Source organism: Azospirillum sp. UENF 312511 (assembly GCF_058780635.1).
In genome coordinates this window covers 400,141-425,471 of the sequence record NZ_JBSNCG010000001.1, presented here as the reverse complement: position 1 = coordinate 425,471, position 25,331 = coordinate 400,141, and the positions used below count along the sequence as shown (strand labels likewise).

14 protein-coding genes are annotated in these 25,331 nt (G+C 71.7%); 9 read left to right on the top strand and 5 right to left on the bottom strand.

Features of this window, described 5'->3' with window-relative positions; translation table 11 throughout:
- Positions 1–10: 10 nt before the first annotated feature.
- From moaB to ACWPN7_RS01865, 5 genes are all read left to right on the top strand, one after another.
- Positions 11–547, top strand: a complete 537-nt coding sequence (gene moaB / locus ACWPN7_RS01885; RefSeq protein WP_349621891.1) for a molybdenum cofactor biosynthesis protein B — start codon at positions 11–13, stop codon at positions 545–547.
- The gene (locus ACWPN7_RS01880) at positions 544–1,539 is read left to right on the top strand and encodes an aminoglycoside phosphotransferase (protein ID WP_459198183.1); all 996 of its coding nucleotides are present in this window, start codon (positions 544–546) and stop codon (positions 1,537–1,539) included. Before moaB ends, ACWPN7_RS01880 begins: the two co-directional genes overlap by 4 nt.
- Before the next feature lie 194 nt (positions 1,540–1,733).
- Positions 1,734–3,428, top strand: a complete 1,695-nt coding sequence (locus tag ACWPN7_RS01875) for a tetratricopeptide repeat protein (RefSeq protein WP_456531819.1) — start codon at positions 1,734–1,736, stop codon at positions 3,426–3,428.
- 78 nt (positions 3,429–3,506) lie between these two features.
- Positions 3,507–4,583 carry a PA0069 family radical SAM protein gene (locus ACWPN7_RS01870; protein WP_040134587.1) on the top strand — a complete coding sequence of 359 codons (1,077 nt, stop codon included), beginning with the start codon at positions 3,507–3,509 and terminating at the stop codon, positions 4,581–4,583.
- A gap of 140 nt (positions 4,584–4,723) precedes the next feature.
- Positions 4,724–6,640: a tetratricopeptide repeat protein gene (locus tag ACWPN7_RS01865; RefSeq protein ID WP_459198184.1), complete on the top strand. Its 1,917-nt coding sequence runs from the start codon at positions 4,724–4,726 to the stop codon at positions 6,638–6,640.
- A 44-nt stretch (positions 6,641–6,684) separates the two neighbouring features.
- On the opposite strand, the gene ACWPN7_RS01860 is transcribed toward ACWPN7_RS01865, so the two are convergent.
- Genes ACWPN7_RS01860 through ACWPN7_RS01850 form a run of 3 tightly spaced genes read right to left on the bottom strand, consistent with a single transcriptional unit; the run spans position 6,685 to position 12,574 of the window.
- The gene (locus ACWPN7_RS01860; protein WP_459198185.1) at positions 6,685–8,487 is read right to left on the bottom strand and encodes a tetratricopeptide repeat protein; all 1,803 of its coding nucleotides are present in this window, start codon (positions 8,485–8,487) and stop codon (positions 6,685–6,687) included.
- Between the two features lie 24 nt (positions 8,488–8,511).
- The gene (locus ACWPN7_RS01855; RefSeq protein ID WP_492273241.1) at positions 8,512–11,292 is read right to left on the bottom strand and encodes a glycosyltransferase; all 2,781 of its coding nucleotides are present in this window, start codon (positions 11,290–11,292) and stop codon (positions 8,512–8,514) included.
- A complete protein-coding gene (locus ACWPN7_RS01850) occupies positions 11,174–12,574 on the bottom strand; it encodes a glycosyltransferase family 4 protein (RefSeq protein ID WP_492273099.1) in 1,401 nt (466 codons plus the stop codon). Before ACWPN7_RS01850 ends, ACWPN7_RS01855 begins: the two co-directional genes overlap by 119 nt.
- A 137-nt stretch (positions 12,575–12,711) precedes the next feature.
- Here ACWPN7_RS01850 and ACWPN7_RS01845 point away from each other — a divergent pair, with 137 nt between their 5' ends.
- A complete protein-coding gene (locus ACWPN7_RS01845) occupies positions 12,712–16,500 on the top strand; it encodes a tetratricopeptide repeat protein (protein ID WP_459198188.1) in 3,789 nt (1,262 codons plus the stop codon).
- On the opposite strand, the gene ACWPN7_RS01840 is transcribed toward ACWPN7_RS01845, so the two are convergent.
- Entirely contained in the window at positions 16,481–18,412 is a 1,932-nt protein-coding gene (locus ACWPN7_RS01840; protein ID WP_459198189.1) for an O-linked N-acetylglucosamine transferase, SPINDLY family protein, read from the bottom strand. The two genes, ACWPN7_RS01845 and ACWPN7_RS01840, sit on opposite strands and share 20 nt — an antisense overlap.
- 138 nt (positions 18,413–18,550) lie before the next feature.
- On the opposite strand from ACWPN7_RS01840, the gene ACWPN7_RS01835 reads away from it, so the two are divergent.
- Genes ACWPN7_RS01835 through ACWPN7_RS01825 form a run of 3 tightly spaced genes read left to right on the top strand, consistent with a single transcriptional unit; the run spans position 18,551 to position 23,777 of the window.
- Positions 18,551–20,062, top strand: coding sequence for a tetratricopeptide repeat protein (locus tag ACWPN7_RS01835; protein ID WP_492273098.1), 1,512 nt, complete (start codon positions 18,551–18,553; stop codon positions 20,060–20,062).
- On the top strand, positions 20,059–21,870 hold the full coding sequence (locus tag ACWPN7_RS01830; RefSeq protein WP_459198191.1) for a tetratricopeptide repeat protein: 1,812 nt from the start codon (positions 20,059–20,061) through the stop codon (positions 21,868–21,870). Before ACWPN7_RS01835 ends, ACWPN7_RS01830 begins: the two co-directional genes overlap by 4 nt.
- Entirely contained in the window at positions 21,870–23,777 is a 1,908-nt protein-coding gene (locus tag ACWPN7_RS01825; protein WP_349621879.1) for an O-linked N-acetylglucosamine transferase, SPINDLY family protein, read from the top strand. The genes ACWPN7_RS01830 and ACWPN7_RS01825 overlap by 1 nt, the downstream gene beginning before the upstream one ends.
- Before the next feature lie 19 nt (positions 23,778–23,796).
- Here ACWPN7_RS01825 and ACWPN7_RS01820 read toward each other — a convergent pair whose 3' ends face one another.
- Positions 23,797–25,110, bottom strand: a complete 1,314-nt coding sequence (locus ACWPN7_RS01820) for a tetratricopeptide repeat protein (RefSeq protein ID WP_349621878.1) — start codon at positions 25,108–25,110, stop codon at positions 23,797–23,799.
- Positions 25,111–25,331 lie beyond the last annotated feature (221 nt).

Sequence of the window (25,331 nt, the reverse complement as noted above, 5' to 3'; positions counted from 1 at the left end):
AAGCCCCACCATGCCGAAGATCGACGAATCGCGCCCGTTCCTGCCCGTCAACATCGCGGTCATGACCGTGTCCGACACGCGCACGCCCGCCGACGACCGTTCGGGCGACGCGCTGGCGGAGCGGCTGGCCGACGCCGGCCACCGGCTGGGCGCCCGCGCCATCGTGAAGGACGACGTCGCCGCCATCCGCGCCCAGGTCCAGGCCTGGATCGCCGATCCGGAGATCGACGTGGTGCTGACCACCGGCGGCACCGGCGTGACCGGCCGCGACGTGACGCCTGAGGCGGTGGAAGCCCTGTTCGACAAGGCGATCCCCGGCTTCGGGGAACTGTTCCGCCAGCTCAGCTACGCCAAGGTCGGCACCTCGACGATCCAGAGCCGGGCGACCGGCGGGGTTGCCAACGGCACCTACATCTTCGCCCTGCCGGGGTCGCCCAGCGCCTGCCGCGACGCCTGGGACGACATCCTGGTCTTCCAGCTCGACAACCGGCACCGTCCCTGCAACCTCGTCGAACTGATGCCGCGCCTGCGCGAGCATCAGGTGTGACCGGCACAGCCGGCCTGCACGGCGCCCTGACGCGGCTGCCGGCTTTTGCCGGCCTGCCCTCCGGCGCGCTGGAACCGATGCCGCGCCGGGGCGTGGCACACGACCATGTGAGGCTGTCGGGAAAGGGCCTGGTCGCCCGAGTCCCGCGCTGGAGCCAGCTCGGGCTCGACCCCTTCGCCAATCTGGAGCAGCAGGCCACCGCCTTCCGCCGCGCCGCCCCCAGCGGACACACGCCGGAGCTGGCCGCCGTCCTGCCGCCGGGGCCGGAGCTGCCCATGGGCGCACTGGTGGTGACGGAGATCGTCGGGCGCCCGCCGCGCCTGCCGGGCGACATGCCGGCCATCGCGCGGGCGCTCGCCGCCCTGCACGCCCTGCCCCTGCCGCCGGACGGCGAGCGTGCCCCCCTGCCCGCCCCTGCCGACCCGGTGGCAGCGACCCTGGCCCAAGTGGAGCGGCAGGCGGTGTGGTTCGAGCGCGCCGGACTGGCGCCGGACGCTCTCGCCCTGCTGGAGCGGGAACTCGACGACGCCCGCGCTTTCCACTGCGCGGCGCCGATCCCCATCACGCTGGTCGGCAGCGACGTCCACCCCGGCAACTTCCTGATCGACGCCGCCGGCAAGGCGTGGTTCACCGATCTGGAGAAGGCCCAGTACGGCCACCCGGCCATCGACCTCGCCCACGCCAGCCTCTACACCTCCACCATGTGGGAGCGGGAGGTCGCGGCGGTGCTGGCCCCCGACGAGGTCGCGGCGTTCCACGAAGCCTGGGAGGCGGCGGTGCCGCCCGCGCTGGCCGAGGCGGTGCGCCCGTGGCGCCAGCCCTTGCGCCGGCTGACTTGGCTGCGCACCTTGTCCTGGATGGCCCGCTGGCGGGTCGAGGGCGCCGCCCTGTCGCCGGACATGCCGGACTCGCTGGCGGCCCACATGGACGCCCACGCGGTCGACGTCCTGCGTCCGGAGATCATCGGGCGGGTCGCCGCCGAGTGGCGTTGACCGGAGGGTGCCGGGCGGCCGAGACATGCGATGGCTCGGGCTGCAGCGTGTTAACCCTTGCCAGCGGTTGGTGTTAGACTGAGGAATCGAGTTTCAGGCTTTCCTGATCCGGACTCCGTAGGCGTGCAGGTGGACGCGGCATGATGACATTCCGATTTGGGCGGACCCGGTTGGGTCGGACGGCGCTCGGTGCCTTGCTCCTTTCCACGGCGGGCCTCCTGCCGGCCGGCAACGCCGTCGCCGCGGCCCCGGCGGCGACGGAACGTCCGTCGCTGACCTCGGCGACCGGCAGCTATCTGGCCGGGCGCTTCGCCCAGCGTCAGGACGATTGGGCCGCCGCCGCCCTGTTCATGGCGCACGCCCTGTCCGCTGACCCCGGCGACCTGACGCTGCTGCGCCGCACCTACCTGCTGAAGCTGGGCGAAGGGCAGTTCGACGCCGCCATCGACCTCGCCAAGCGGCTGCTGGAGCAGGACAACGACCCGCAGATGGCCATCGCCCTGCTGGCCTCCGACAATCTGGCCCGCGGCAAGCTGAAGGAAGCCAAGGCCATGGCCGCGCGCATGCCCAAGGAGGGCATGGCGAAATACATCGGCCCGCTGATCGACGCCTGGCTGGCCGCCGCGGAGGGCAAGACCGACGCGGCGCTGAAGGCGCTGGAGCCGCTGTCCACCGCCAGCGGCTTCGCCGCCCTGCACGACCTTCACGCCGGTCTGGTGCTGGAGCTGGGCGGGCGCAAGGACGCCGCCGCGGAGCGCTTCGCCCGCGTGCTCGACAAGGAGACGCCGCTGCGCGTCATCCAGATCGTCGGCAGCTTCTACGAGCGCACCGGCCGCAAGGACGAGGCCCGCAAGCTCTACGAGTCCTTCCGCGCCGGCAACCCCGACAGCCTGATGGTCGAGCCGGCGCTGAAGGCGCTGGACGAGGGCAAGACCACCGCCCCGGTGGTGTCCGACGCCAAGCAGGGCCTGGCGGAGGCCCTGTTCGACCTTGGCAGCGCCATCCATCACGAGGGGGCGGAGGAAACCGCCCTGCTGTTCGGACGGATCGCCCTTCATCTGCGCCCCGACCTGTCCCTGGCGCGGCTGATGATCGGCGACATCATGGAGAACCGCGACCACCACGCCGACGCGCTGGTCGAGTTCCAGGCGCTGGAGAAGGACCCGGTGCTGGGCTGGACCGCCCGGCTGCGCGCCGCCGAGAGCCTCGCCCGGCTGGAGCGCACCGACGACGCCATCGCCGCCTTCTCCGCCCTGTCCGCCGAGCGTCCCGAGCGGACGGACGCGCTGATCCGGCTGGGCGACCTGTACCGCGTCGCCAAGCGCTACGGCGAGGCCGCCGACAGCTACAGCAAGGCGCTGGAGCGCATCGGCACGCCGGAGGAGCGGCATTGGGCGGTGCTCTACGCCCGCGCCATGTCCTACGACAAGGTGGACCGCTGGCCGGACGCCGAACGCGACCTGCGGGCGGCGCTGGCGCTGAAGCCGGACGAGGCCTTCCTGCTGAACTATCTGGGCTACAGCTACGTCGACCGCGGGCTGAACCTGGAGGAGGCCAAGACAATGATCGAGAAGGCCGTCGCCCTGCGCCCCAAGGACGGCTACATCGTCGACAGCCTGGGTTGGGCGCTCTACCGCACCGGCGATTTCGAAGGGGCGGTGGAGAAGCTGGAGCGCGCGGTGGAGCTGAAGCCGACCGACGCCACCATCAACGACCATCTGGGCGACGCCTACTGGCGCGTCGGGCGCCGCAACGAGGCCCGCTTCCAATGGACCCGCGCGCTCCGCACCGCGGAGGAGGAGCCACTGAAGGAGGACATCCAGGCCAAGCTGGACAAGGGACTGGTGGACCCCAAGGCCGCCGAGGCGGCGCCGCCGAAGGTCCAGTAAGGCCCGACCCGGCCGCTGCACCAGCCGGCACACAATCGTTCCCTTTACGTTCTTCTTTGCCGCGGCTATCCTGTCCCCATGGACGAGATTCCGCGGCAGGCCCTGAAAGGACGGGGAGCGATCAGCAACCTGACCTCCCGCTACGAGCGGGAGACGCGGGTGCTGGCCGACGACGGCTGGGGCGGGAACGAGGCGGTGACGGAGACCGTCCCGACCCAGGTCTTCGACGACACCGCCCGCTCGGTCCTGTCGAAGAACACGTCGCCCGACGTGATCTTCGAACGGTCGGTGAACCCCTACCGGGGCTGTGAGCACGCCTGCATCTACTGCTTCGCCCGGCCGACCCACGCTTATCTCGGCCTGTCACCGGGATTGGATTTCGAGACGAAGATCTTCCGCAAGGCCAGGGCGGCGGAGCTTCTCGCGGCGGAGCTTCGCGCAAAATCCTACCGCTGCCAGCCGCTGGCGCTCGGCGCCAACACCGATCCCTACCAGCCCATCGAGCGGGAGCAGCGCATCACCCGCGCCGTGCTGGAGGTCTGCCGCGACTTCAACCAGCCGGTAATGATCATCACCAAGTCGGCGCTGGTCCTGCGCGACCTCGACATCCTGGCGCCGATGGCGGCCAAGGGGCTGGTCAACGTCGCGCTGTCGGTCACCACGCTCGACCGCGACCTCGCCCGCCGGATGGAGCCGCGGGCCAGCACGCCCGTCCGGCGCCTCGCCGCCATGCGTGAGCTGACGGCGGCCGGCGTGCCGGTGGCGGTGCTGGCCAGCCCGATGATCCCGGGGCTCACCGACCATGAGCTGGAAGCCATTCTGACCGCGGCGGCGGAGGCCGGGGCGACGCAAGCCAACTACATCCTGCTGCGCCTGCCGCTGGAGATCAAAGACCTGTTCGAGGAGTGGCTGCGCGAGCACGCGCCCAACCGCGCCGAACGGGTGCTCAGCCTGATCCGCCAGTGCCGTGAGGGGGAATTGTACCAGTCCCAATTCGGCAGCCGCATGAAGGGCTCCGGCCCGGTGGCGGAGCTGCTGTCGAAGCGGTTCAAACTGGCTTGCCGGCGCCTCGGGCTCAACGCCCGCGACGCCGCCCTCAACTGCGGCGACTTCAAGCCCCCTCCGGCCCGCGGCGATCAACTGACGATGTTTTGACCGTTCCGTCTTGCACAGGAGCCATCCGGCCCGCTCCGAGTTGATCGGCCGGCCGCCGCTGGGCTACCTTCGGCCGCCTGAACACGCCCGCACGGGTGTCGATAATCCGGGCCGCGGTTCGAAGACTGAGGGAGAGGGTAATGGCCACGATCGGTGAAATCCTGGCCAAGGCCTTCGCCGATCATCGCGCCGGCCGCGTTTCCGAGGCGGCCGTTCTCTATCGCCGCATCATAGAAGCCGACCCGGCAAACCCCAACGCCTTGTATCTGCTCGGAATGGCCGAGTGGCAGACCGGCCGGCCGGCCGCGGGCCTGACCCTGATCGGGCGGGCGCTCCGGCTCAGTCCCGACTGGATCGAGGCGCGCGCCAACCGGGCCATCATGCTGGACAAGGCCGGCTATCCCGCGGAGGCCACCGCCGACTGGCGGCGGCTGACCCTCTTCGATCCGGGCCACCCGCAGGCTTGGCGCAATCTCGGCAACACCTTCCAGGCCCAGGGCGATGCCGGGACGCCGCAAGCCCTTCACGCGCTGCGCCGTGCCGCCCACCTCGACCCCGGTCTGGCCGAGGTCCATCACGATCTGGGGGTGGTTCTCCGCCGCGCCGGCCAGCTCGACGAGGCGGTGGACAGCTTGGTCCGCGCCATCGCGGTCAAGGCCGATCTGGCGCCCGCCCACATGAATCTGAGCAACACCCTGCTCGAACGCGGCGATGACGCCGCGGCCCAGGCCAGCCTGCGGCGCGCGCTGGCTCTCGAACCGGCCAGCCCGGAATACTGGTACAATTTCGGCAACGCCCTGTACGCCCACGGCGATCCCCTGCAGGCTCTGCGCGCCTACCGGCGGTCGGCGCGGCTGGGGCTTGCCCTCGCCCATCTGCGGGTGGCAACGGTGCTGAGCGATCTGGGCCGCTTGGCCGAGGCCGAAGGCGAACTGATCGAAAGCCTGCCGCTCCCCGGCGCCGATGTGTCCCTCAGCATCGAGCTGCTGACCAACGTCTTCCTGCGCGGCGACCGGCTGACCGAGGGCCGGGCGTTCTTCACCCGGCTGGCCTCGGCGCCGCTCGGCGGCGTGGTCTATCGCGGGGAGTGCCTGACCGCGCTCGCCGCGCTCGACCTGCGGGACGGCGCCCCCCGGGCGGCCCGCGACCGGCTGGCGGCGGTCCGCGGGGACAACGGCTGGTTCTTCACCGTGAAGTCGCTCGCCGCCTTGCGCGCGACCCTGGCCGATCAGGGGCTTCAGCTGATCCGCCCCGCCGCCGTGGGGGCGGACGGCGGGCACCGGCCGCCGCGCGTGACCTCCTCGTCCCTGGCCACCCGCGGCCGCTTCGCCCACACCGTCCTGGAATACATCCTGGTCCGGCTCTACGCCGAGAAGCACGGCTTCGTGCTGGAGACTCCCGACTGGGTGGGGGGCGCCTTCTTCGAGCTGAACGATCCGCCGCAGAGCGACCCGCTGCCGCCGCTGCTGTTTTCCCGCCGCATCCTCAACGATCTGGTCAGCGGCACCACGGAGCGGGCGCCGATCGCCGACCGCGACATCCTTTCGCCCCTGTTCCTGTTCGAGCACAAGCGGGAATACCGGCAGCGGGTCCAGTCCTGGCTGAGGCCGCGCCGGGTCTGGGAGCCGCACCTCGCCCCGGCGGTCGAGCGGTTGCGGGCTGCGGGAAACACGGTGGTCGCGCTCCACATCCGGCGCGGCGACTTCGTGACGTCCAACTACCCGATCACCGAGACCGCTTGGTACGTCGACTGGCTGCGCGATTGGTGGCCGCGTCTCGACCGGCCGGTGCTCTATGTGGCCAGCGACGACGTCGCGGTGATCCGGCACGCCTTCGCGGAGTTCCATCCCCTGACCCGGGCCGACGTCGTGGAGGAGTGGGTTGGGTTGGACTTCCTTCAGGATTTCCACGTGCTGATGAACGCCGACGTGGTCGGCACCAGCGCCGCCAGCGGCTTCAGCACGCTGGCCGCCCGCCTCAACACCCGCGCCCGCCTGTTCGTCGAGCCGGACGTCGCCGCCCGCCGCGTCCGGCCCTTCGAACCCTGGACGTCCTGAGAGTTACGCACTGAGATTTACGCCCTGACGCCCTGCGCGATGGGTTACGGGCGGGACCGGGCCAGGGCCTGGAGAGCCGCACGGACGCGGCCGACGACGGGCGCCCACTCGCCGCGCCGGGCCTGGCGGAACAGGCGCATGGTCGGGTACCACGGCGTGCACATCCCCTGGTCCAGCCAGCGCCAGTCGGGGGCGAAGGGCAGCACCGTCCAGACTGGACGGCCGAGCGCCCCGGCCAGATGGGCCGGCGCCGTGCAGGAGCTGATGACGAGGTCGAGGTTTCCCATGATCGCCGCGGTGTCGGCGAAGTCCGAAATCTCCGCGCCGAGGTCGATGAAGGACGGCGGCAGAGGCCCGCAGGTCTCCAGGTCCTGCCGCCCCGCCCCCTTCTGCAGGCCGTAGACCGTGACGCCTGGAACGTCCAGCAGCGGAAGAAATGCCTTCAGGCGCGGCGAACGGATGTGATCCGCCTTGAAACCGGGGTTTCCCGCCCACACCAGCCCCACCCGCAGCCTCTCCCGCGGCCCCAGGCGCGCCGCCCAGCGTGTCGCCAGTTCCGGCTCGGCGCGCAGATAGGGGGTGTCGGCGGGGATCGTGTAGAGCATGGTGCCGAGCCGATGCGGCAGGCTGGCCAGGGCGTCGTGCGCGTCGTGCGGCGGCGGCGGGTCGAACCGGCTGACCACGCCCTCGATGCCCGGCATGGCGGAGAGCAGGCGGACGAGCTGGCTGTTGCACTCGATGACGACGCGGACACCCCGCGCCTGAAGCCGCTGGGCGAACCGGGCGAACATGATGGTGTCGCCCACCCCCTGCTCGTCATGGACCAGAAGGGTCCGGCCGCTGAGGTCGGAGCCGTCCCAGGCGGGTGAGGCGAAGCTGCGCCGGGGCGACGGGAAGTCGGCCATGCGCGACCGCCATTCATACTCGGCGAACCCTTCTTCCAGTTCGCCCTTGATGAGCAGCCCGAAGCTCAGCGCGGTGTGTGCCTCCGCCAAGGACGGGTCGAGCCGGACCGCGGACCGCGTCAGGGCGATCATCTCGTCAATCCGCATCAGGTCACGGGCCGCCAGCCCGAGGTTGAGGTGGGTGTGCGCAGCACCCGGCTGCATCGCGATGGATTGCCGGAAGCAGGCCACCGCCTCGTCGAGCCGCCCGAGATCCTGAAGCGTGACGCCCAGGTTGTTGAGGACGCCGGGATCGCCCGGTGCAAAGCCCAGCGCGCAGCAGTAGTAGCGGACCGCCTCCTCGGCCCGGCCGAGACGGCGGTGGGCCATGCCCAGGTTGGCGTAGGCGGCGACCGACGACGGCGTCATGCCGAGCAGCACCATCAGCTCCTCGATCGCCGCCTCGGCGCGGCCGTCCAGGATGAGTGCCTGCGCCAGCAGAAGCCGCTGGTCGGTCAGCTGGGGCTTGAGGCGCAGCAGTCGGCGCAGCGCGGTCGCGGCGTCGCCGTGCCGGCCCAGGTCCGACAGCACGTTCGCAACGTTGTTGAGCGCATCGGCGGAGCCGGCGTCCAGCGCCAGGGCGCGCCGGCAGCAGGCCACGGCCTCGGCGCGCCGGCCGAGCCGCCGCAGCGCGCTGGCGAGGTTGGAGAAGCAGGCCGCGTTGTCGGGGGCGGAGCGGATGGCCTGCCTCATCCACTCCACGGCCTCCGCCGGCTTGCCGCACTGCAGCGCCAGCGCGCCCAGAAGATGCAGGGCGTCCGGGTGGCGGGGGTGGTCGGCGAGAACCCGCCGGTAGGCGCTTTCCGCTTCGGCCAGCCGGCCCGCCCCGTGATGGGCGAGGCCCGCCGCGACAAGCGCCGCGGGGTCGGGTCGATCCAGGGTGGCTTTGGTGGAGAAGGCCATGCGTGCGAGCTTTCGAATCGTCGATCAGATCAGGACCGGGGCTGCCCAGGGATCGTAGGGGACCAGCGCCCGGCGCGCCGGGTCCGGCCGATGGAACCCGCCGGCGTTGCGGTTCAGCATGGTGGCGACGAAGGAGAAGGAGCTGTTGGAAATGGCGACCCGGTCGGCGTGGCAAAGGACGTGAAAGTCGGTGAAGAACTCCGCACCCGCGATCGGCTCGGCCAGATCGCTGGCGGTGACGGGGCGGTAGGCGGCGAACTCCCGCAGTTGGGCGGGATCGTCGGTCGCGATGAACAGGACAGGCCGGTCGAGCGTCGGCCAGACGGTCTCCAGCCAGTGCCGATACCAGGACGCCGGGGCGATCCAGAACCGCCCCCAGCCGAAATCCCCGCGCCGGAGGTGCAGCGCCACGACGGTCCGCCCGGCGTCACGCAGACGACCGAGCAGCGCATCCGCGTGGGGCTGGAGGTGGCGGCCCGGCGTGAACAGCGCGCGGAACTCCTCCTTGAACGGCGCCAGGGGTGTGGTGTCGCCGCAAAAATAGCCGGACACCTCGCGGTCCGCCAACACGGTGGAGGGCTCCCCGCGGAGGGAAGCGGTCACGGCGGCCTCCCCCTCCGCCTCCGCCACGCGCGGCAGCGCCGGACCGGGCAGCGGATCGTCGTGATCGTACAGGTGGCGGCCGAGCCAGGGAGGAACCTCCAGGGTGAGGCCGTGCCGGGCGGCGTAGAGGCGCAGGGCGCCGTATTGGAGAAGCTGGTTGCCGAACCGCCCGTTGAGCCCCAGGACGGTCGAGGCGAGGCGGCGGCCCGGCCCGCCCGCCGGGGCAGGCGCCGGAGGCGGCCCCCAGCGCCGCGCCAGCAGGGACAGCGCGCGGCGCGTGAAGGCTTCGCCGAACCCAGGGTTGCAGCGGATCGCCCGCTCCCAGGCCACCAGCGCCGCGTCGGGGCGGCCGAGCGATTCCAGGGCTGCGGCCAGCGCCGCGTGGCCGCCGTACAGCTCCGGGCTGAGCCGCAGCGCCCGCCGGGCGTGCTCCGCAGCACCCGCTCCGTCGCCAAGGGCCAAGACGGCGATCGCACAGTCCGCGTTCAGATCGGGCCGCATCGGGTCCAACCGGAGCGCGCGCTCCAACTCCCGCGCCCCCTGCCGGTCCTGCCCGAGCCGCCGGGTCGCGCGACCCAGCAGGCACTGGGCATTGGCATGGCCCGGCTGGAGCGCCAGGGCGCGGCGCAGCCGGGGGACGGCCTGGGCATGAGCGTCGGCGTCGATCAGCATGGAGCCGAGATTGCACCACGCGGCGGCCGCGCCGGGGTGAAGGCACGCCACCGCCCGGAAGGCCGTCAGCGCAAGCCGGTCGCGCCGAAGCCGGTGCGCGAGCAACCCCAACTCGAACCAGGCTTCGGTGCGGCCGGGGTCCTCGGAGGCGGCGCGGGTCAGCGCGGCGACGGCACGGTCGAGTTGCCCGGTCTGGATGGCCTCCTTCGCCACTGCGACGAGATCAATGGCGACGAGGTCGATGGCACGCGGGGCGTCCCGGCTTTCCGACGGGGCGGCTACCGGCGTCGGGGGCGGTCCCTCGGGCTCCCCTTTGGCCCTGAGGAACGGCGGTCCGGTCCAGCCGCCGTCGCGCAGAAAAGCGTCTCTCCTGGCTTTCAGGGCGTGGAGGCGACGCTGGGTCAGTATCTCGATCGCCACAAAGCGGGGGTCGGACGCGACCTGCTCCGTCGGCTTGACGCCGCTGGTCATCGTCTGGCGTTGCCGCGCCAGGGCGTTGTCCGCCCGCATCGTGTAATGGACCGTCTTCTCCACGATCCGGACTCCGCCGAACATGCTGTGGAGCGCCCGGCCGTAGGCCACGTCGTCGGCCACGGCCGGGTGGAACGGCGCCTCCTCCGGGAAGCCGCCGATCATCTCATGGCAGGCGCGCCGTACACAAAGGTTGCAGGGGTAGCTCAATTCCGACGCCTCGCGCCACGCCGGGGTGATCTCCCCGTCGATGGTGTCGAAGTGCATCCCGGTGCGGACGAACCCCGCGTCGGGGGTGCGGTCCAGCACCGTTGCCGTCAGCACGAAATGCCGCTCGAAGAAATAATCGTCGGCGTCGAGGAACCAGATGTACCGGCCCAGCGCCGCGGCGGCGCCGATGTTGCGCGACCGGCCCGCCCCCTGGTTGCGGTTGTTCGCGATCAGCGCGACGCTCTGCTCCGGATGAGCCCGCGCCCAGCGCAGGACCCGCGACGCCGTCTCGTCGGGGGAGGCGTCGTCGACGACGCAGACATGGACCTGCGCCCGCGGGTTCCGCACCGTCTCGCGGTAGACGCGGGCCGCCGCCGCGACGCTGTCCAGCGCCCGCTCGATGGTGTCCTCCATCCGGTGGGCAGGGATCACCACGGTGCCGAGGAAGTCGGTGTCGGCCTTGTGGCGCGCGATCCCCCGCAGAGCGACTCCCAACCCGCAATCACCGGAATTCGCAGCCGCGTGCAGCCGTTCGGCCTCCGCGTCGCGGCCCTGGACCAGCCGCAGGATACCCAGGGCGCGGGCGAGGTCGCCCTGTGGCGGGACGAGGCCCGCCAAGGGCTCCAGCATCGCCGCCGCTTCGTCGGCCGTCCCGTCCTGCACCTGCGCCAGGGCCCGGCCGGCGGCGAGAGTCAGGTGCTCCCCGATCTGCCGGCCGAGCGCCTCGAAGTCACCGTGCAGGCGGGCGGCCCGGACGAACAGCGCGATCGCCCGCAGGCCGTCGCCCGCCGTGCGGGCGGCGAGCGCCGCGTGCTGCCACGCGACCGCGTCCGCCGGGTCGTTCGCCAGCGCCCGCCGGTGGATCGGGCCGCCTTCGGGGGCCTTGGCATCCCGTGCCATCCCTAGGCCACCGCCGCCACGAAGGCCTCGGCGAAGGCGCGCCACGTCCGCTCGCCGCGCAGGAAGGCCCGCGCCGTGTCGGCGCGGGCGCGGGCGGCGGCGCGGTCGGTGTAGAGGGTTTCGAGATGGGCGACGGCTTCCTCGACGGAGGATTCCCCCAACCGCGGCGCCGGCCCCCTTGACCTGATTCGGGGTCGGGCACCGGGTCCTGCCGGGACAGCGGCAGGCAGTTGCCATCACGGATCAGGTCGAGATGACCGGTGTTGGCCGACAGGATGACCGGCACGCCGCAGGCCATCGCCTCCATGGCGACGAGGTTGGTCGCCCCTTCGCAACGGTTGGGAAAGAGGGCGGCGTGGCAGTCCGCCAGGATGGCGGCGATCTGGCCGCGCCCGAGAAAGCCCATGTCGACGAAGCCCTCCGGCGGCACGCCGCAGTCCATCGCCCATTCCACGATGCGCAGCTTGCCGTTGTCGCCAACGGCGGGGGCGGAGGGCACCAGTGGGGACTCGGCGATGTCGGCGGAGGTGTGCGGCCAGGGGTTGTGCCACGCGGTGACCAGCAGCGCGTCGGGATGGCGCTCGTGGAACCGGCGGAAGGCGGCCAGCACAATGTCCTGCCCCTTGCGGAACTCCACCTTCCCGCCCGAAAAGACGACGAAGCGGTCGCCGAAGCGCCGGGCCGACGGGACCGGCGCCAGCTCGTCCGGGTCCACGCCCTGGAAGGCGCAGCCGACGTCGGTGATGCCCTGTTCGGCCAGCAGCGCCCTGTTGTATTCAGAATGGACCACGAGCTTGTCGTAGCTCCGCGCGCGGCGCAGCGTGTCCTCGTCGAACCGGGTGTCCTCGAAGGCGATGACCCCAACGTTGCGGCTGCCGCGGAACCGGGCGGAGAACGGTCCCGCGACGAAGCCGTTGCCGAGCGCGTGCAGGACGGTGCAGTCGTTGAGGCCGAGCATCCGGTCGCCCGACCGGTCGGCGATGGCGGTGATCTGCCGATGGCCGTCCATCAGGCTTTCCAGCTTTTCCCGGTTCTCCGGCCGCAGGGTGGACAGAAGCGGCTTTTCCAGCAGGAGCGGCGGCCGTCCCCGGTCGATCAGATGCAGCGCCGTGTGGACGCCGACCAGACCCCAGCCGTGGATTTCCGAAAGCTGCCACGTCAATGCCAGATTCTGCGCCGGATTCTGCTCCACGCGCGGGGTCCCCCCATCCACCGCTGCCGACTCCGTCACGCGCCGCACATCCGTTTTGCCCATCCTTTTTGCCCACGGCCTTGGATGGTAGGATAGCAGAACGCGGGCACCGATCCACAGTGTGAGCCGCTGTTCAGCGCCAGCCATCACGTGCGAGCGAGCCAGCCCGAGCCAGCATGACCGTCAAGATCGCCTTTCTCGACCCGGCGGGTGGGGACTACACGCCGGACACGCCGCGCCTGCACCCGCTCGGCGGTTCGCAATCAGCCCTGTGCTACCTCGCGGAGGCGCTGGCCGCCTCCAAGCTTGAGGTCACGCTGGTCAACGGCACCCGGACGCCCGGCCTGGTGCGCGGGGTGCGCTGCCTTCCTGCCGGCGCGGTGTCCTGGGAGGGCCTGCGCGCCTTCGACGTCGTGGTGCTGCTCAACGGCTGCCCGACGGAAGCGCTGACCCGGCTGCGCGCGGCGCTGGACGGCGGGCGGAAGCTGATCCTGTGGATGCAGCACGCCATCGACCAGCCCGCCGCGCAATGCGTCGCGGAGCCGGAGGCCCGCGCCTGCTGGGACGGCTACGCCTTCGTCAGCCGCTGGCAGATGGACGGCTACCTCGCGACCTTCGGCCTCGACCGCCGGCTTTGCTGCATCCTGCGCAACGGCATTGCCCCGGCCTTCTCCGGCCTGTTCCCGCCGGGGGCCGACATCAGGGCGGCGAAGCCCTGGCCGCCGGTCCTGGCCTACACCAGCACGCCCTTCCGCGGCCTCGACGTGCTGCTCGACAGCGTTCCCCGCCTGCGGGCGGCGATCCCCGGCACCACCGTCCGGGTGTTCTCCAGCCTGGACGGCTATCAGGTTCCCGCCGACCGCGACCCCTACGGCGCCCTCTACCGGCGCTGCCGCGAGACCGAGGGCGTGGACTATGTGGGGGCGGTCTCCCAAGGCGCCCTGGCCGAGGCGTTGCGCGGCGCGACCGGCCTCGCCTACCCCAACCGCTTCGCCGAGACCTCCTGCATCGCTGTCATGGAGGCGCTGGCCGCCGGCTGCCTCGTCGTGTCCAGCGCGCTGGGGGCGTTGCCGGAAACCACGGCCGGCTTCGCCCGGCTGATCCCGGTCCCCGAGGACCCGGCGGAGCACGCCGTCCGCTTCGCCGAGACCGCCCGGACGGCCCTGCTGCAGTGGCGCGACGAGGGCGCGACCACCGCCCGCCAGCTTCGCGAACAGGTCGATCACGTCACCACCGAAATGAGCTGGGCCGGAAGGGCCGGGGACTGGCTGGCGTGGCTTGATGAGTTGAGAGGCAACCGGAAGGACGCCGCCGCAGCGGGCACGACGGGGGCGGCCGTCACCGCCACTCTGGCCGATGCGCAGCAGCGCCTGCTGGACGCGCTGGGCGCCCACCTGAACGCCCGCCCCCCGGCCAAAGAGGAACAGGCCTGGCGGGCGGAGGCGCGGGCGCTGATCGCGCTGATCGAGCGTTCGCTGCGGCTCGACCACAACACGGAGGAGAACCGCTCGGCCGTCTGGACGACGCTGCGCGGGTTCGACGCCTGGTTCGCCTACGTCACGACGCTGACGGACACGCCGCCGCCCGCGGCCCCGCCACCCGGCGGGCGGCGGATCTACGATTGCTTCCAGTTCTACAACGAGCTGGACCTTCTGGAGGTGCGGCTGGCCGAGCTGGACGCGGTGGTCGACCGCTTCGTCCTGGTCGAGGCGACCTTCACCCACGCCGGCGATCCCAAACCCCTCCATTACGCGGAAAACCGCGCGCGCTTCGCCGCCTACGCCGACAAGATCATCCACGTCGTCGTCAACGACGATCCCGGCGGCTTCGCGTGGCAGCGCGAGGCCCACCAGCGCGACGCGATCATCCGCGGCCTCGACGGCTGCGATCCAACGGACATGATCGTCGTCTCGGACGCCGACGAAATCCTCCGCCCCTGGGTGGTGGAGCGGCTGCGCCGGGAACCGGACGATGGCCGCTCGCTGTTCGCGCCGCACCTCGACATCTTCCTCTATTTCCTCGACCTCAAATCGCCCGACCCCTGGGTGTCGGTGGCCGCTGCGCCGTGGGAGCTGATCCGCCGGATCGGCGCCAACCGCGCCCGCTACCTGACCAAGCTGGGGCATGGGCGGGTCGTCCCGGACGCCGGCTGGCACTTCACCTGGATGGGCGGGATCGAGCGCTTCCGCGCCAAGCTGCAGGCCTTCGCGCACCGCGAGATGATCGCGGCCTTCGATCAGGACCCGGCGGCGAACCGCGAACGGCTGGACCGCTTCTACGCCACCGGGCGCTTCGACGGCGGCGCCGTTCCCGGCATGTGGACGTCCCTGGCGCCCGTCCCCATCGACGCCGGTTTCCCCCGGCTGATCCGCGAGCGGATCGACCATTTCCGCGCGCTCGGCTGGATCTCGCCGGACGCCGGCCCACCGGTCCCGGAGGAGCCGATTGCGGAGTCCGGGTCGGAGCATCGTCGTGCCCTGGTCCTCGACCCCGCCTCCATCGACGCCTTCCATGCCTTGGCGATGGAGCGGCTCGGCCGCAACGCGCCGGAGGAGGCCGACGGACCGCTGCGCCGCTGCATCGTCCTCGATCCCTTCGGCACCTTCCACCGCTTCCATCTCGCCCACACGCTGCTGATGCGCCAACGCTACGGCGAGGCGGAGGGCGTGCTGCGGGAGCTGGTCCGCCTCGCCCCCGACGACCCTCGCGCCCGCGCCAACCTGGGCATCGCTCTGAAGAATATGGGCCGCCACGACGAGGCGGTCGGCGTCGGACGGCGGGCGCTGGCGCTGGCCCCCGCCGAGCCCGGCGTGCTCAGCAACCTGGGGCTTGCCCTTTCGCTGCGGACCGGCGGGGACGCGGAGGCGGCCCGCATGCTGCATTGGGCGGTGGCGATCGACCCGGACTTCACCTCGGCCCGGCTGAACCTCGGGCTGGTGTTCAGCAAGCTGCGGCGCATGGGGGACGCGGAGGCCCAATGCCGGCGCCTCCTCGACCGCGCTCCCGACAACGCCGAGGCGCACACCCTGCTGGGCACCTGCCTGCTGCTGCGCGGCGAGTTGGAGGCGGGATTCCGGGAATACGAATGGCGCACCCGTCTGGCCGACCGTCAGGTCGCGCCGCGCGGCCTGACGACCCCGGTGTGGGAGGATGGGAACCCGGATGGCCTGACGATCCTGCTGCACGACGAACAGGGGCTCGGCGACGGCATCCAGTTCGCCCGCTACGCACCCCTGCTGCGCCGCCGGGGCGCCCGCGTGATCGTCGAATGCGACGACCGGCTCGTCCGCCTGTTCGCCACGCTCCCCGGCGTGGACGGAGTCGTCGGCCGGTCCGACGCACCGCCGCCGCACGACGCCCACGCCGCTCTGCTCAGCCTGCCGCACCGCCTCGGCACCACGCTGGCGACCGTTCCGGCCGAGGTCCCCTACCTGCGCGCCGAACCGGCGCTGGTCGCGGCTTGGGCGACGCGCCTGGGTCCGCGGACGGGACTGCGGGTGGGGCTGGTCTGGGCCGGCAACCCCGAATTCAAGGACGACCGTCGGCGCTCGCCGGGGCTGGCCGCCCTGCGGCCGCTGCTGAAGGTTCCGGGCATCGCAGTCTTCGGCTTGCAGAAGGGGGCCGGGCGGCAGGATCTGGAGCGCAGCGGGCCGCTTCCGCCGTCCTTCACCGACCTCGGCGCGGAGATCGCCGACTTCGCCGACACCGCGGCGATCATGGCGAGCCTCGACCTCGTCATCAGCTCCTGCACCGCGCCGGCCCATCTGGCCGGGGCGCTCGGCCGGCCGGTCTGGACGCTGCTGCCGGACATCGCCGACTGGCGCTGGCTGGAGCGCGGCGACACCTCCCCCTGGTACCCGACCATGCGCCTGTTCCGGCAGGCGGCGCCGGGCGACTGGACGTCCATCGTCGCCGAGGTGCGGGCCGCGCTGGAACAACTGGTGGCTACAGGGGCTGCACCGTGAAGGACGCGGGCGGCAGGCCGGCGGCGTGGCAGTCCCACATCGTCCGGTAGGCGCGCTCCAGGTGACGGGTGAAGCGGGGGCTGTCGAACAGTGGGGCCGTCGCCCGCGCGGTGGCGAGGCGGCGGCGGTAAGCGGCGAGCGTCGCCGGATCGCCGGCCAACCGCACCGCCAGCGCCTCGTAGCCGTCGAAGCTGGTGGTGACCATCTGGGGCAGGCCGGCGGCGTTCAGCAAGCCGGCGGCGACGCGCGACGCGAAGGTGTCGCCGATCCGCGTCACCACCGGCAGGCCCATCCATAGAGCGTCCGAAACGGTGGTGTGGCCGGTGTAGGGAAAGCTGTCGAGGAACAGGTCGGCCAGACGATAGCGGGCGAGATGCTCGGCCTGCGGCCTGTGGGGGGCGAAAACCAGACGGCCGGGATCGACCCCACGCTGCGCCGCCTCGCGCCGCAGGTTGTCCGCACCGTCCCGGCCGGGCTGCTGCAGCCACAGCACGCTCCCCGGCACCCGCGCCAGCACGCGCATCCACAGCCCGAACAGCGACGGGGTGATCTTGAACGGCGCGTTGAACGCGCAGAAGACGAAACCGTCCGGCGGCAGGCCGCAGGCGGCACGGTCCAGCACGGGGGCGTCCAGCGGCCGGCGCCGGTCGTTGACCTGATAAGAGTCCGGCATGATGACCAGCCGCTCCCGGTAATGGGGCTGATGCTCCGGCGGCGTGACGAAGCGGTCGCCAATCACATAGTCCATGACGTCGCTGCCCATCGTCCCGGGATAGCCGAGATAGGCGACCTGGACCGGCGCCAGCCGGCGCGCCAGCAGGTCGAAGCGGACGTGCCGCGTGTAGCCCTTGAGGTCAACCAGGATGTGGACACCCTCGGCTGCGAGCAGCGCCTGCACCCGCTCCGCATCACATCCACGGATGTCGTAGAAAGCGTCGAAGGCGGCCTCCAGGCGGCGGCGCGTCGGGCTGCCATCGTTGGGACCGTAGGAGCAGGCGACGACGCGGAAGCGGTCGCGGTCGTGCAACTCGAACAGCTCGGCTGCCAGATAGGCGGTGGCGTGCTCGTGGAAGTCGGCGGAGAGGTAGGCGACGGTGAGCCGCCCGCCGCCGCCGGGGGGAGGCGCCGCCGGAACGGCGGCTTGCGGAAGCGCCGCCGGCTGCACCACCGCGCGGTGGAAATGGCGGGCGGCGCGGTCCTGCTGCGCCGGGCCGGTGTCGATCAGCAGGGTGAGCAGCGGCAGGGCGATCCCCCGGCCGCTGTCGATGACTGCCAGGACCTCCTGGCACAGAGCGTCGTACCCCCTCCAGTCGCAGTACGAGAGGGCGGCATGGAGCCGGTCACCGAGGGATTCGGTGCGGCTGGGGTCGAGCCGGTAGGCCCGCGCGTAGGCGACGGCCCCCGCACCCGGTTCCCCCGCATCGCGCAGCGCATGGCCGGACTCGCGCCATGCCTCGGCGTCGTCCGGGGCCTGCGCGACCGCCCGGCGAAGAACGGCGCGGGCCGACGCGACCCGGCCCAGTTCGCGGAGCATCCCGCCCAGAGTGGTGATCGGTCCAGCATCAGCCTGCCCTGCATCGGCTTGTTGGGCCAGCCGGATCGCCCGCGCCTGAAGCGCCGCCGCCTCGGCAAGACGGCCCCGGCGGCGCAGCAGAAGCGCCAGATTGGAGCAGGCGTCGGCCAGATCCGGCTTCAGGGCGATGGTGACGGCGAGGTGGCGCTGCGACTCTTCGATCCGACCGAGCGTGAAGGCAACGACGCCCAGCAGGAAGGACGCGCCGTGGTGGTCCGGCTGGACGGTCAGAATCGCGCGGCACACCGCACCGCACTCGGCGTGCCGGCCGTTCTGATGCAGCGTCAAGGCATAGCCCAGCGCTTCGGCGGGGGACGCGAAATGCCGGGCCGTGCTCATGCTTCCCCTCGGTGCCGCCGCCCCTCCCGGACCGTCGAGGAGGCGTGCGGAGCGTGAAATCATCGGGAAAAGGGTTACCATCGGGCGCGGCAATTCCAAACCCATTTGCCGGGTCGACCGATTGGATGGAGAGGTTGGGTGATCGAGGCGACGTTCGACGGGGCCGGCGAAGCGTTCGACCGGTGCTTCGGCGCTGGACTGCGTCATGTCGACGCCGAATCGCTGGAAGCGGCGGCCTGTTCCTTCCGAACGGCGGCGGCGATCCGGCCGGCGCATCCGGTGGCCTGGTTCGTCCTGGGGCTGGTGCTGCGCGGGCTGAGGCGTGGAGACGGCGCGGCGGTGGCACTGCGGGCCGCCCATCGCCTGCGGCCCGACGACGCCGACACGCTGTTCCAATGGGCGTCGCTGCTCGTCGAGCACCGTCGGACCGGGGAGGCGGTGGCGCCGCTTCTCCGTCTCGTGGCGTTGCGGCCCGGTTACCCGGACGCGGCGTTCAGCCTCGGCAACGCGCTGATGGCCGTGGACGAGCCCGAACGGGCCGAAGCCGCCTACCGGCTGGCTCTGCTGCTGGAACCGGGCGCGGCGGCGGCCAACAACAACCGGGGCGCGGCCTTCCTGTCGCAAGGACGGCCGGAGGAGGCCGCCGTGAGCTACCGGCGGGCCGTCCGGCTTGAGCCGGGCTCCGCCGAGCATCACAAGAACCTCGGCGTCAGCCTGCTCACCGCTGGAAACTTCGCGGAGGGCACGGCCGAGTACGAATGGCGCACCCGCCAAGCCGTCTGGCAATGGAACCGCGACCGTCCCGACACACCGCTGTGGGACGGCGGCCCGCTGAACGGCAAGACCATCCTGGTCCATTTCGAGCAGGGGCTCGGCGACACCGTGCAATTCATCCGCTACATGACCGTGCTCAAGGCCATGGGCGCCCGCACCATTTTCGAATGCCAGCCGCCGCTCAAGCGTCTCCTCACCGGCGTTCCGGGCGTTGACGCGCTGGTGGCGCGCGGCGAGCCGCTTCCCGAGGCCGACTGCCTCCTGCCCCTGATGAGCCTGCCCCATCGCTGCCGGACGACGGTGGCGACGATCCCCGGCGGCGTTCCGTATCTGCGGGCCGATCCGGAGCGTGCGGCGTTTTGGCGCCGGCGGATCGCCGAGGCGGGGCGGCCGGGCGATTTCCGGGTGGGCATCCAGTGGCGGGCCGCGGGGGACGACCGCTCGATTCCGCTGGAACGCTTCGCGCGCTTGTCGCACCTTTCCGGGGTGCGGCTGTACAGCCTGCAAAAGGCGGACGGACCCGGCCAATGGAAGCGGCCCGACGACCGGCTGGGCATCGTCTCGCTGCCGGACCGGGACGGGAAAGGTGAGGATGAGGGGTTTGTCGACACCGCCGCGATCATCGAGGGCATGGACCTGATCGTCGCCTGCAATTCCGTGGTCGGCCACATCGCCGGCGCCATGGGGCGTTCGGTGTTCCTGGCCTTGCCGTGGCTGGGGGATTGGCGCTGGATGCGCCATCCCGACCGCACGCCCTGGTACCCGCAGACCCGGCTGTTCCGCATGACGCGCCGGAACGATTGGGATGGGGTGATGGCCCGGATTGCCGCCGAGATTGACGCTGCGGTCGCCCGCCGCGCCGCGGGGGTGTCATGACGGACAGGATCGACGCGGCGTCCCGGCTGTACGGTGCCGGACGGCTGACGGAGGCCATCGACGCCTGCCGAGCCGTGCTGGCGGTCGAGCCGGGGCGTCTCGATGCGCTCAACCTGCTCGGCGCCGCGCTGTTCTCGACCGGCCAGGACGGCGCGGCCCGGGACGCGCTGCGCGAGGCCGTCCGCGCCGATCCGGGCAACGCCGCCGCGCTGACCAATTTCAGCATCGTCCTGCAACACCGCCAGGAGTGGCCGGCCGCCGCACGCGCCTTGCGCGCGCTGGCGGCGGTGCAGCCGGAGTCCGCGCCCCTCTACAGCCGGTTGGGCACGGTGTTTCAGGAAATGGGCGACCTGGACGGGGCCATCCGGTTCCTGGTCCGCGCCGCCCGGCTCGATCCCCGCTCGAGCGTGCAATGGTACAATCTCGGCCTGATCCGGATGCTCGCCGGCGACTTCACGGCCGCGGCGCGCGACCTGCACCGGGCGATCGCGATCGCGCCCGAGGGGGGCCTCGCTTCTGTCCAGCTTGGTGAGACGCTGCTGCGGCTCGGTCGGCTGGACGAGGCCACCGGGGTGTTCCGCCGCGCGCTCCGGCTCGACCCGACCGCCTCCGAGGCGGTCAACGGCTTGGCGCGCTGCGCGCGGTACCGGGCCGCGGTGGCACAGGCCTCCGGATCGGGGCCGGGATCGGAGCCGGGACCGCGGAAGGGGCTGGCCGTCCGCGGCGCCCTGGCAAGCGCCACGGGCTACGGCTATTTCTGCCAGCGCTTCATCCGGACGCTGCGCCAGCGGGCCGTGCCCCTCCAGGCGATCGGAATCACCGGTCCGGAATCCTGGCAGGAGGAGGATCTCGACCCGCCGGTTTCCGCCAAGGCTCTGGTGAACTTCCTCATTCCCCTGGCGGTCGAACGGGTCCCCGGGCTGGCCACGGTGACCTTCTCGATGTTCGAGGGAACCCGCATCCCCCCGGCCTGGCGTCGCCAGTGCGAGCACAGCGACCTCGTCATCGTGCCCACGGAATCGTCCCGCATGGCCTGGGCGGCGCAGGGCTATCCGGAGGATCGTCTGCGGGTCTGCCCCCTGGGCGTCGATCCTGAGGACTCCGATGGCGGCGCTCCCGCCCCGACCATGGTCGATTCGCGCGGGCGGCTGGTCTCCAGCTACCGGCACCGCTTCGTCAACGTCTCGGATTTCATTCCCCGCAAGAACATCGACGGGCTGCTGCGGGTCTGGCTGCGCAGCACGGCGCGCACCGACGACGCGGTGCTGATCCTAAAGCTGGGCAAGGGAACCAATCCGGCGTTCGGCGCGGAACTCGGCGCGCTGGTGCGGCAGACGGAGGAGGCCGTCGGGAAACGGATGGCCGACGCGGCGCCGGTGGTGCTGATCAACCAGCTTCTGTCGGACGCCGACATGACGGGGTTGCTGCGGGCGGCGACCCATTACTGGAGCATGTCGCACGGCGAGGGTTGGGACCTTCCCCTCTCCAAGGCCGGCGCCTTGGGGTTGAGCCTGATCGCACCGCGCCATTCGTCCTATCTGGATTATCTCGACGACCGGGTGGCCCGCCTGATCCCGGCGGCCGTCCGCCCCGCGCGCCTGCCCTACAGCGCGCAGCACTACGCGCCCTTCCACGGGCTCGACTGGTGGGACCCGGACGAGGACGCCGCGGCGGACATCCTGACCGCCATCATCCGCGGCGACGACATCGGTCCCCCGTCGCCCCGCGACCATCTGGTGCAAGGCTTCACCTGGACCCGTGCGGCGGAGCGGCTGCTCGCCATCCTCGACGACGCGGACCTGCGCTGATGGGGAACCCGGCCGAAACGGCGACGGTGCGGAGCTTCGCCGCCGCCCTGGAGCATCATCGCGCGGGCCGGCTCGACGCCGCCGAGGCCGTTTACCGGGCGATCCTGCGCGACGATCCCGGACACGCCCACGCCAACAACAATCTGGCCATCCTGCTGCGCGGCACGGGGCGGTGGGAGGAGGCCGCCGCCTGCTACCGCCGGGCCGTCGCGGCGCTGCCGGACGACGCGCCGATCCGCAGCAACCTCTCCTGCGCGCTGGCCGACCTCGACCGGCTGGCGGAGGCGCTGGCGGCGGTGCGCGTGGCGCTGTCCCTGTCCCCGGACTACGCCGACGCCTGGTTCAACGCCGGCAACCTCCTGAAGACGGAGCGGCAGCCCGAGCGGGCGCTCGCCGCCTACCGCCGGGCGGTGCGGCTGAAGCCCGGCATGGGCGGGGCCCACAGCAACATGGGCGACGTCCACCGCGACCTCGGGGAATCGAGCCGCGCCGTGGACTGCTACCGGGCGGCGATCCAGGCGCAGCCCGACCTGCCGCAACCCGTCGTCAACCTTGGCGAGGCGCTGAAGGAGCAAGGACGGATCACCGAGGCCATCGCGGTCTTCCAAAGCGGGGTCGAACGCCACCCCGATCTGGCCCTGCTCCATTCCAACCTGCTGCTCGCCTTGCATTATACGCCCTGGGTGCCGCCCGAGGTCATCGCCCGCGCCCACGCGCAATGGAACGAGCGGCACGCCCGGCCGCTGATGCCGCGGAACCGGCGGTTCGCCAGCGACCGCAACCCCGACCGCCGGCTGCGGGCGGGCTACGTCTCGCCCGACTTCCGCGCCCATGCCTGCGCCCATTTCATCGAGCCCCTGCTGCGCGAGCACGACCGCGGCGCGGTCGAGATTTTCTGCTACGCCACGTCGAACCATCACGACGCGATCACCGAACGCATGAGGAGTCTGGCCGACGGGTGGCGGTCGCTGACCGCCCTGGACGACGCGGCCGCCGCCGCGCTGGTCGAGCGCGACCGCATCGACATCCTGGTCGATCTGGCCGGCCACACGGCGCACAGCCGGCCATTGCTGTTCGCCCGCAAGCCGGCCCCGATCCAGGTCGCCTGGCTGGGCTATCCCGACACCACGGGGATGACGGCCATCGACCACCGCCTGACCGATGCGGTCGCCGACCCGCCGGGCCTCACCGACGCCTGGCACGCCGAGCGGCTGGTCCGCCTGCCCAAGGGGTTCCTCGCCTTCCAGCCGTTGCGGTTCGTCACGGCGCGCGACGAACCGCCGGCGCTGGCCAACGGCTTCGTGACCTTCGGGTCCTTCAACAACGCCGCCAAGGTGACGCCGGAGGTGATGCGGGTCTGGTCGGCCATCCTGGCGCGCGTGCCGTCCGCCCGCCTGTGTCTCAAGAGCCGCGCCTTCGGCGACGCGCCGACGCGGGAACGCTATCTCCGGCAATTCGCCGGCAACGGCGTGGACCCCGGCCGTGTCGACCTCCTTCCGCCGATGGATGTGATCGATCACCACCTGCAGGCCTACGACCGGATCGACATCGGCCTCGACCCCTTCCCCTACAACGGCACCACCACCACCTGCGAAGCGCTGTGGATGGGCGTGCCGGTGATCACGCTCGCCGGTCGTCATCACGTCGCGCGGGTGGGCGCCAGCCTGCTGACCCGGTGCGGGCTGACCGAGTTCATCGCCACGGACGAAGCCGGCTACATTGAGACAGCCGTCGCCCTGGCCGGAGACACGGGGCGTCTGGCCGCGCTGCGCCGCGGCATGACGAAACGGATGGAGCGCTCGGCGCTCAGCGACCACCGCGGCTTCGCGGCGGCGGTCGAGGCCGCCTACCGCGCCATGTGGCACTCCTGGCTCGGGCGCGAGCGGGACGCCGCGGCGGAACGCTGAGCGCCGGGCGCCGGGCGCATCAGCGGCCGGTGGTGCGGCGGACCTCCTCGCGCAGGGCATCCGCGGCCCGGGCGAACACCGGCTCCCAATCCTGATCGGGGCCTTGGCGGAACAGCCGCATCGTCGGGTACCAGGGCGTGCGGTCACCGGAAAAGCCGTAGATCCAGTAGGGAACATGCTGCACGAGGTTCCAGACCGGCTTGCCGAGGGACCCGGCGAGGTGCGCCACCGAACTGTCGGTCATGATGACGAGGTCGAGCTGTTCCAGCATCGCCGCCGTGTCGGCGAAATCCTCCAGGTCGGGGCCGAGCGGCGTCACCAGATGGCCGGCGACGCCGCTGTCCGCGAGTTCGGCCTCGGGCGGACCCTTCTGAAGGCTGTAGAGCCGCACGCCCGGCACCTCGGCGAAGCGCAGGAACCGGACGAGGCTGGTGGCGCGCCGGCCGTTGTCGCCGAAGGTCACCCGCCCCGACCACACGATCCCGACGCGCAGCGTGCCCGGCTCCCGCGCGCCGAGCCGATGGGCGGCCTTCGCGCGGGACGAGTCCGAAACGGTCAGGGACACCGGCGGCGGGACCGACGCCAGGGTGGTGCCGAACAGGCCCGGCAGGCTCATCTGCGACGCTTCGACGTCGAAGGCCGGTGGTGGGTTTCCCGGTTGCAGGACGGCGTCGACGCCCAGCCCCGACAGCACCCGGCGCAGTTCCGGATGGCACTCGTACAGCACCCGGCCGCCCCGCTCCCTGACCAGCGGCACGTAGCGCGCCGCCAGGATGGCGTCGCCGAATCCCTGCTCGGTGAACAGGTACAGGGCGCGCTCGTCCAGCGGTCCGCCGTTCCAGGCCCGGTCCGAGGGTGGCCGGCCATGGTAGGCAGCGAGCCCGCGCCGGGCTTCGTAATCCGTGAAGCCGTGGACATAGTCGCCGATCTGGAGCCGGGCGAGCGCCCGCTCCCACCGCAACTCGGGCGTGACGGCCCCGTCCGCCGCCGCCCGCTCGATCATCGCAAGCGTGTCCCTGAAGCGCCCCGCCTTGCGCAGGGCCACGGCGCTGTTGAAGAGGAAGGCCGGGGCTTGCGGTTCGAGCCGCAGCGCCTCCGCGTGCGCGGTCAAAGCCTCGTCGAACCGGCCGGCTTCCACCAGGGCGTTGCCAAGATTGCTCCAGATGCTGGCGTTCTCCGGCGCGACCTCCAAGCCCCGCCGGTGGCAGGCGATGGCGCCGTCCAGTTTTCCCGCACGGCGCAGAAGGTGGCCGAGCATGCTCCAGGCGGCGCCGTCACGGGGATTGGCCGCGAGGAGGGCCTCCAGACTGGTCGTGGCCTGCGCATGATCCATCCTCGTCCCCCCGGCTGGCCGTGGCCGGACCGCCAGACCACGCTTGCGACCATAGACTCGTTTGATCGCGCGGCTGTCAACCACCCGCCCCGGAGAGCAATGCCGTGGCCGGGCGTTCACGCGCATGAACGCAATATTTGGATTCATATCGTTGCTTTTTGTGATCAATCGCCGTCTTTACGAATGCATTGTTACAAAATGAATTGCCGACCCTCAAAAAA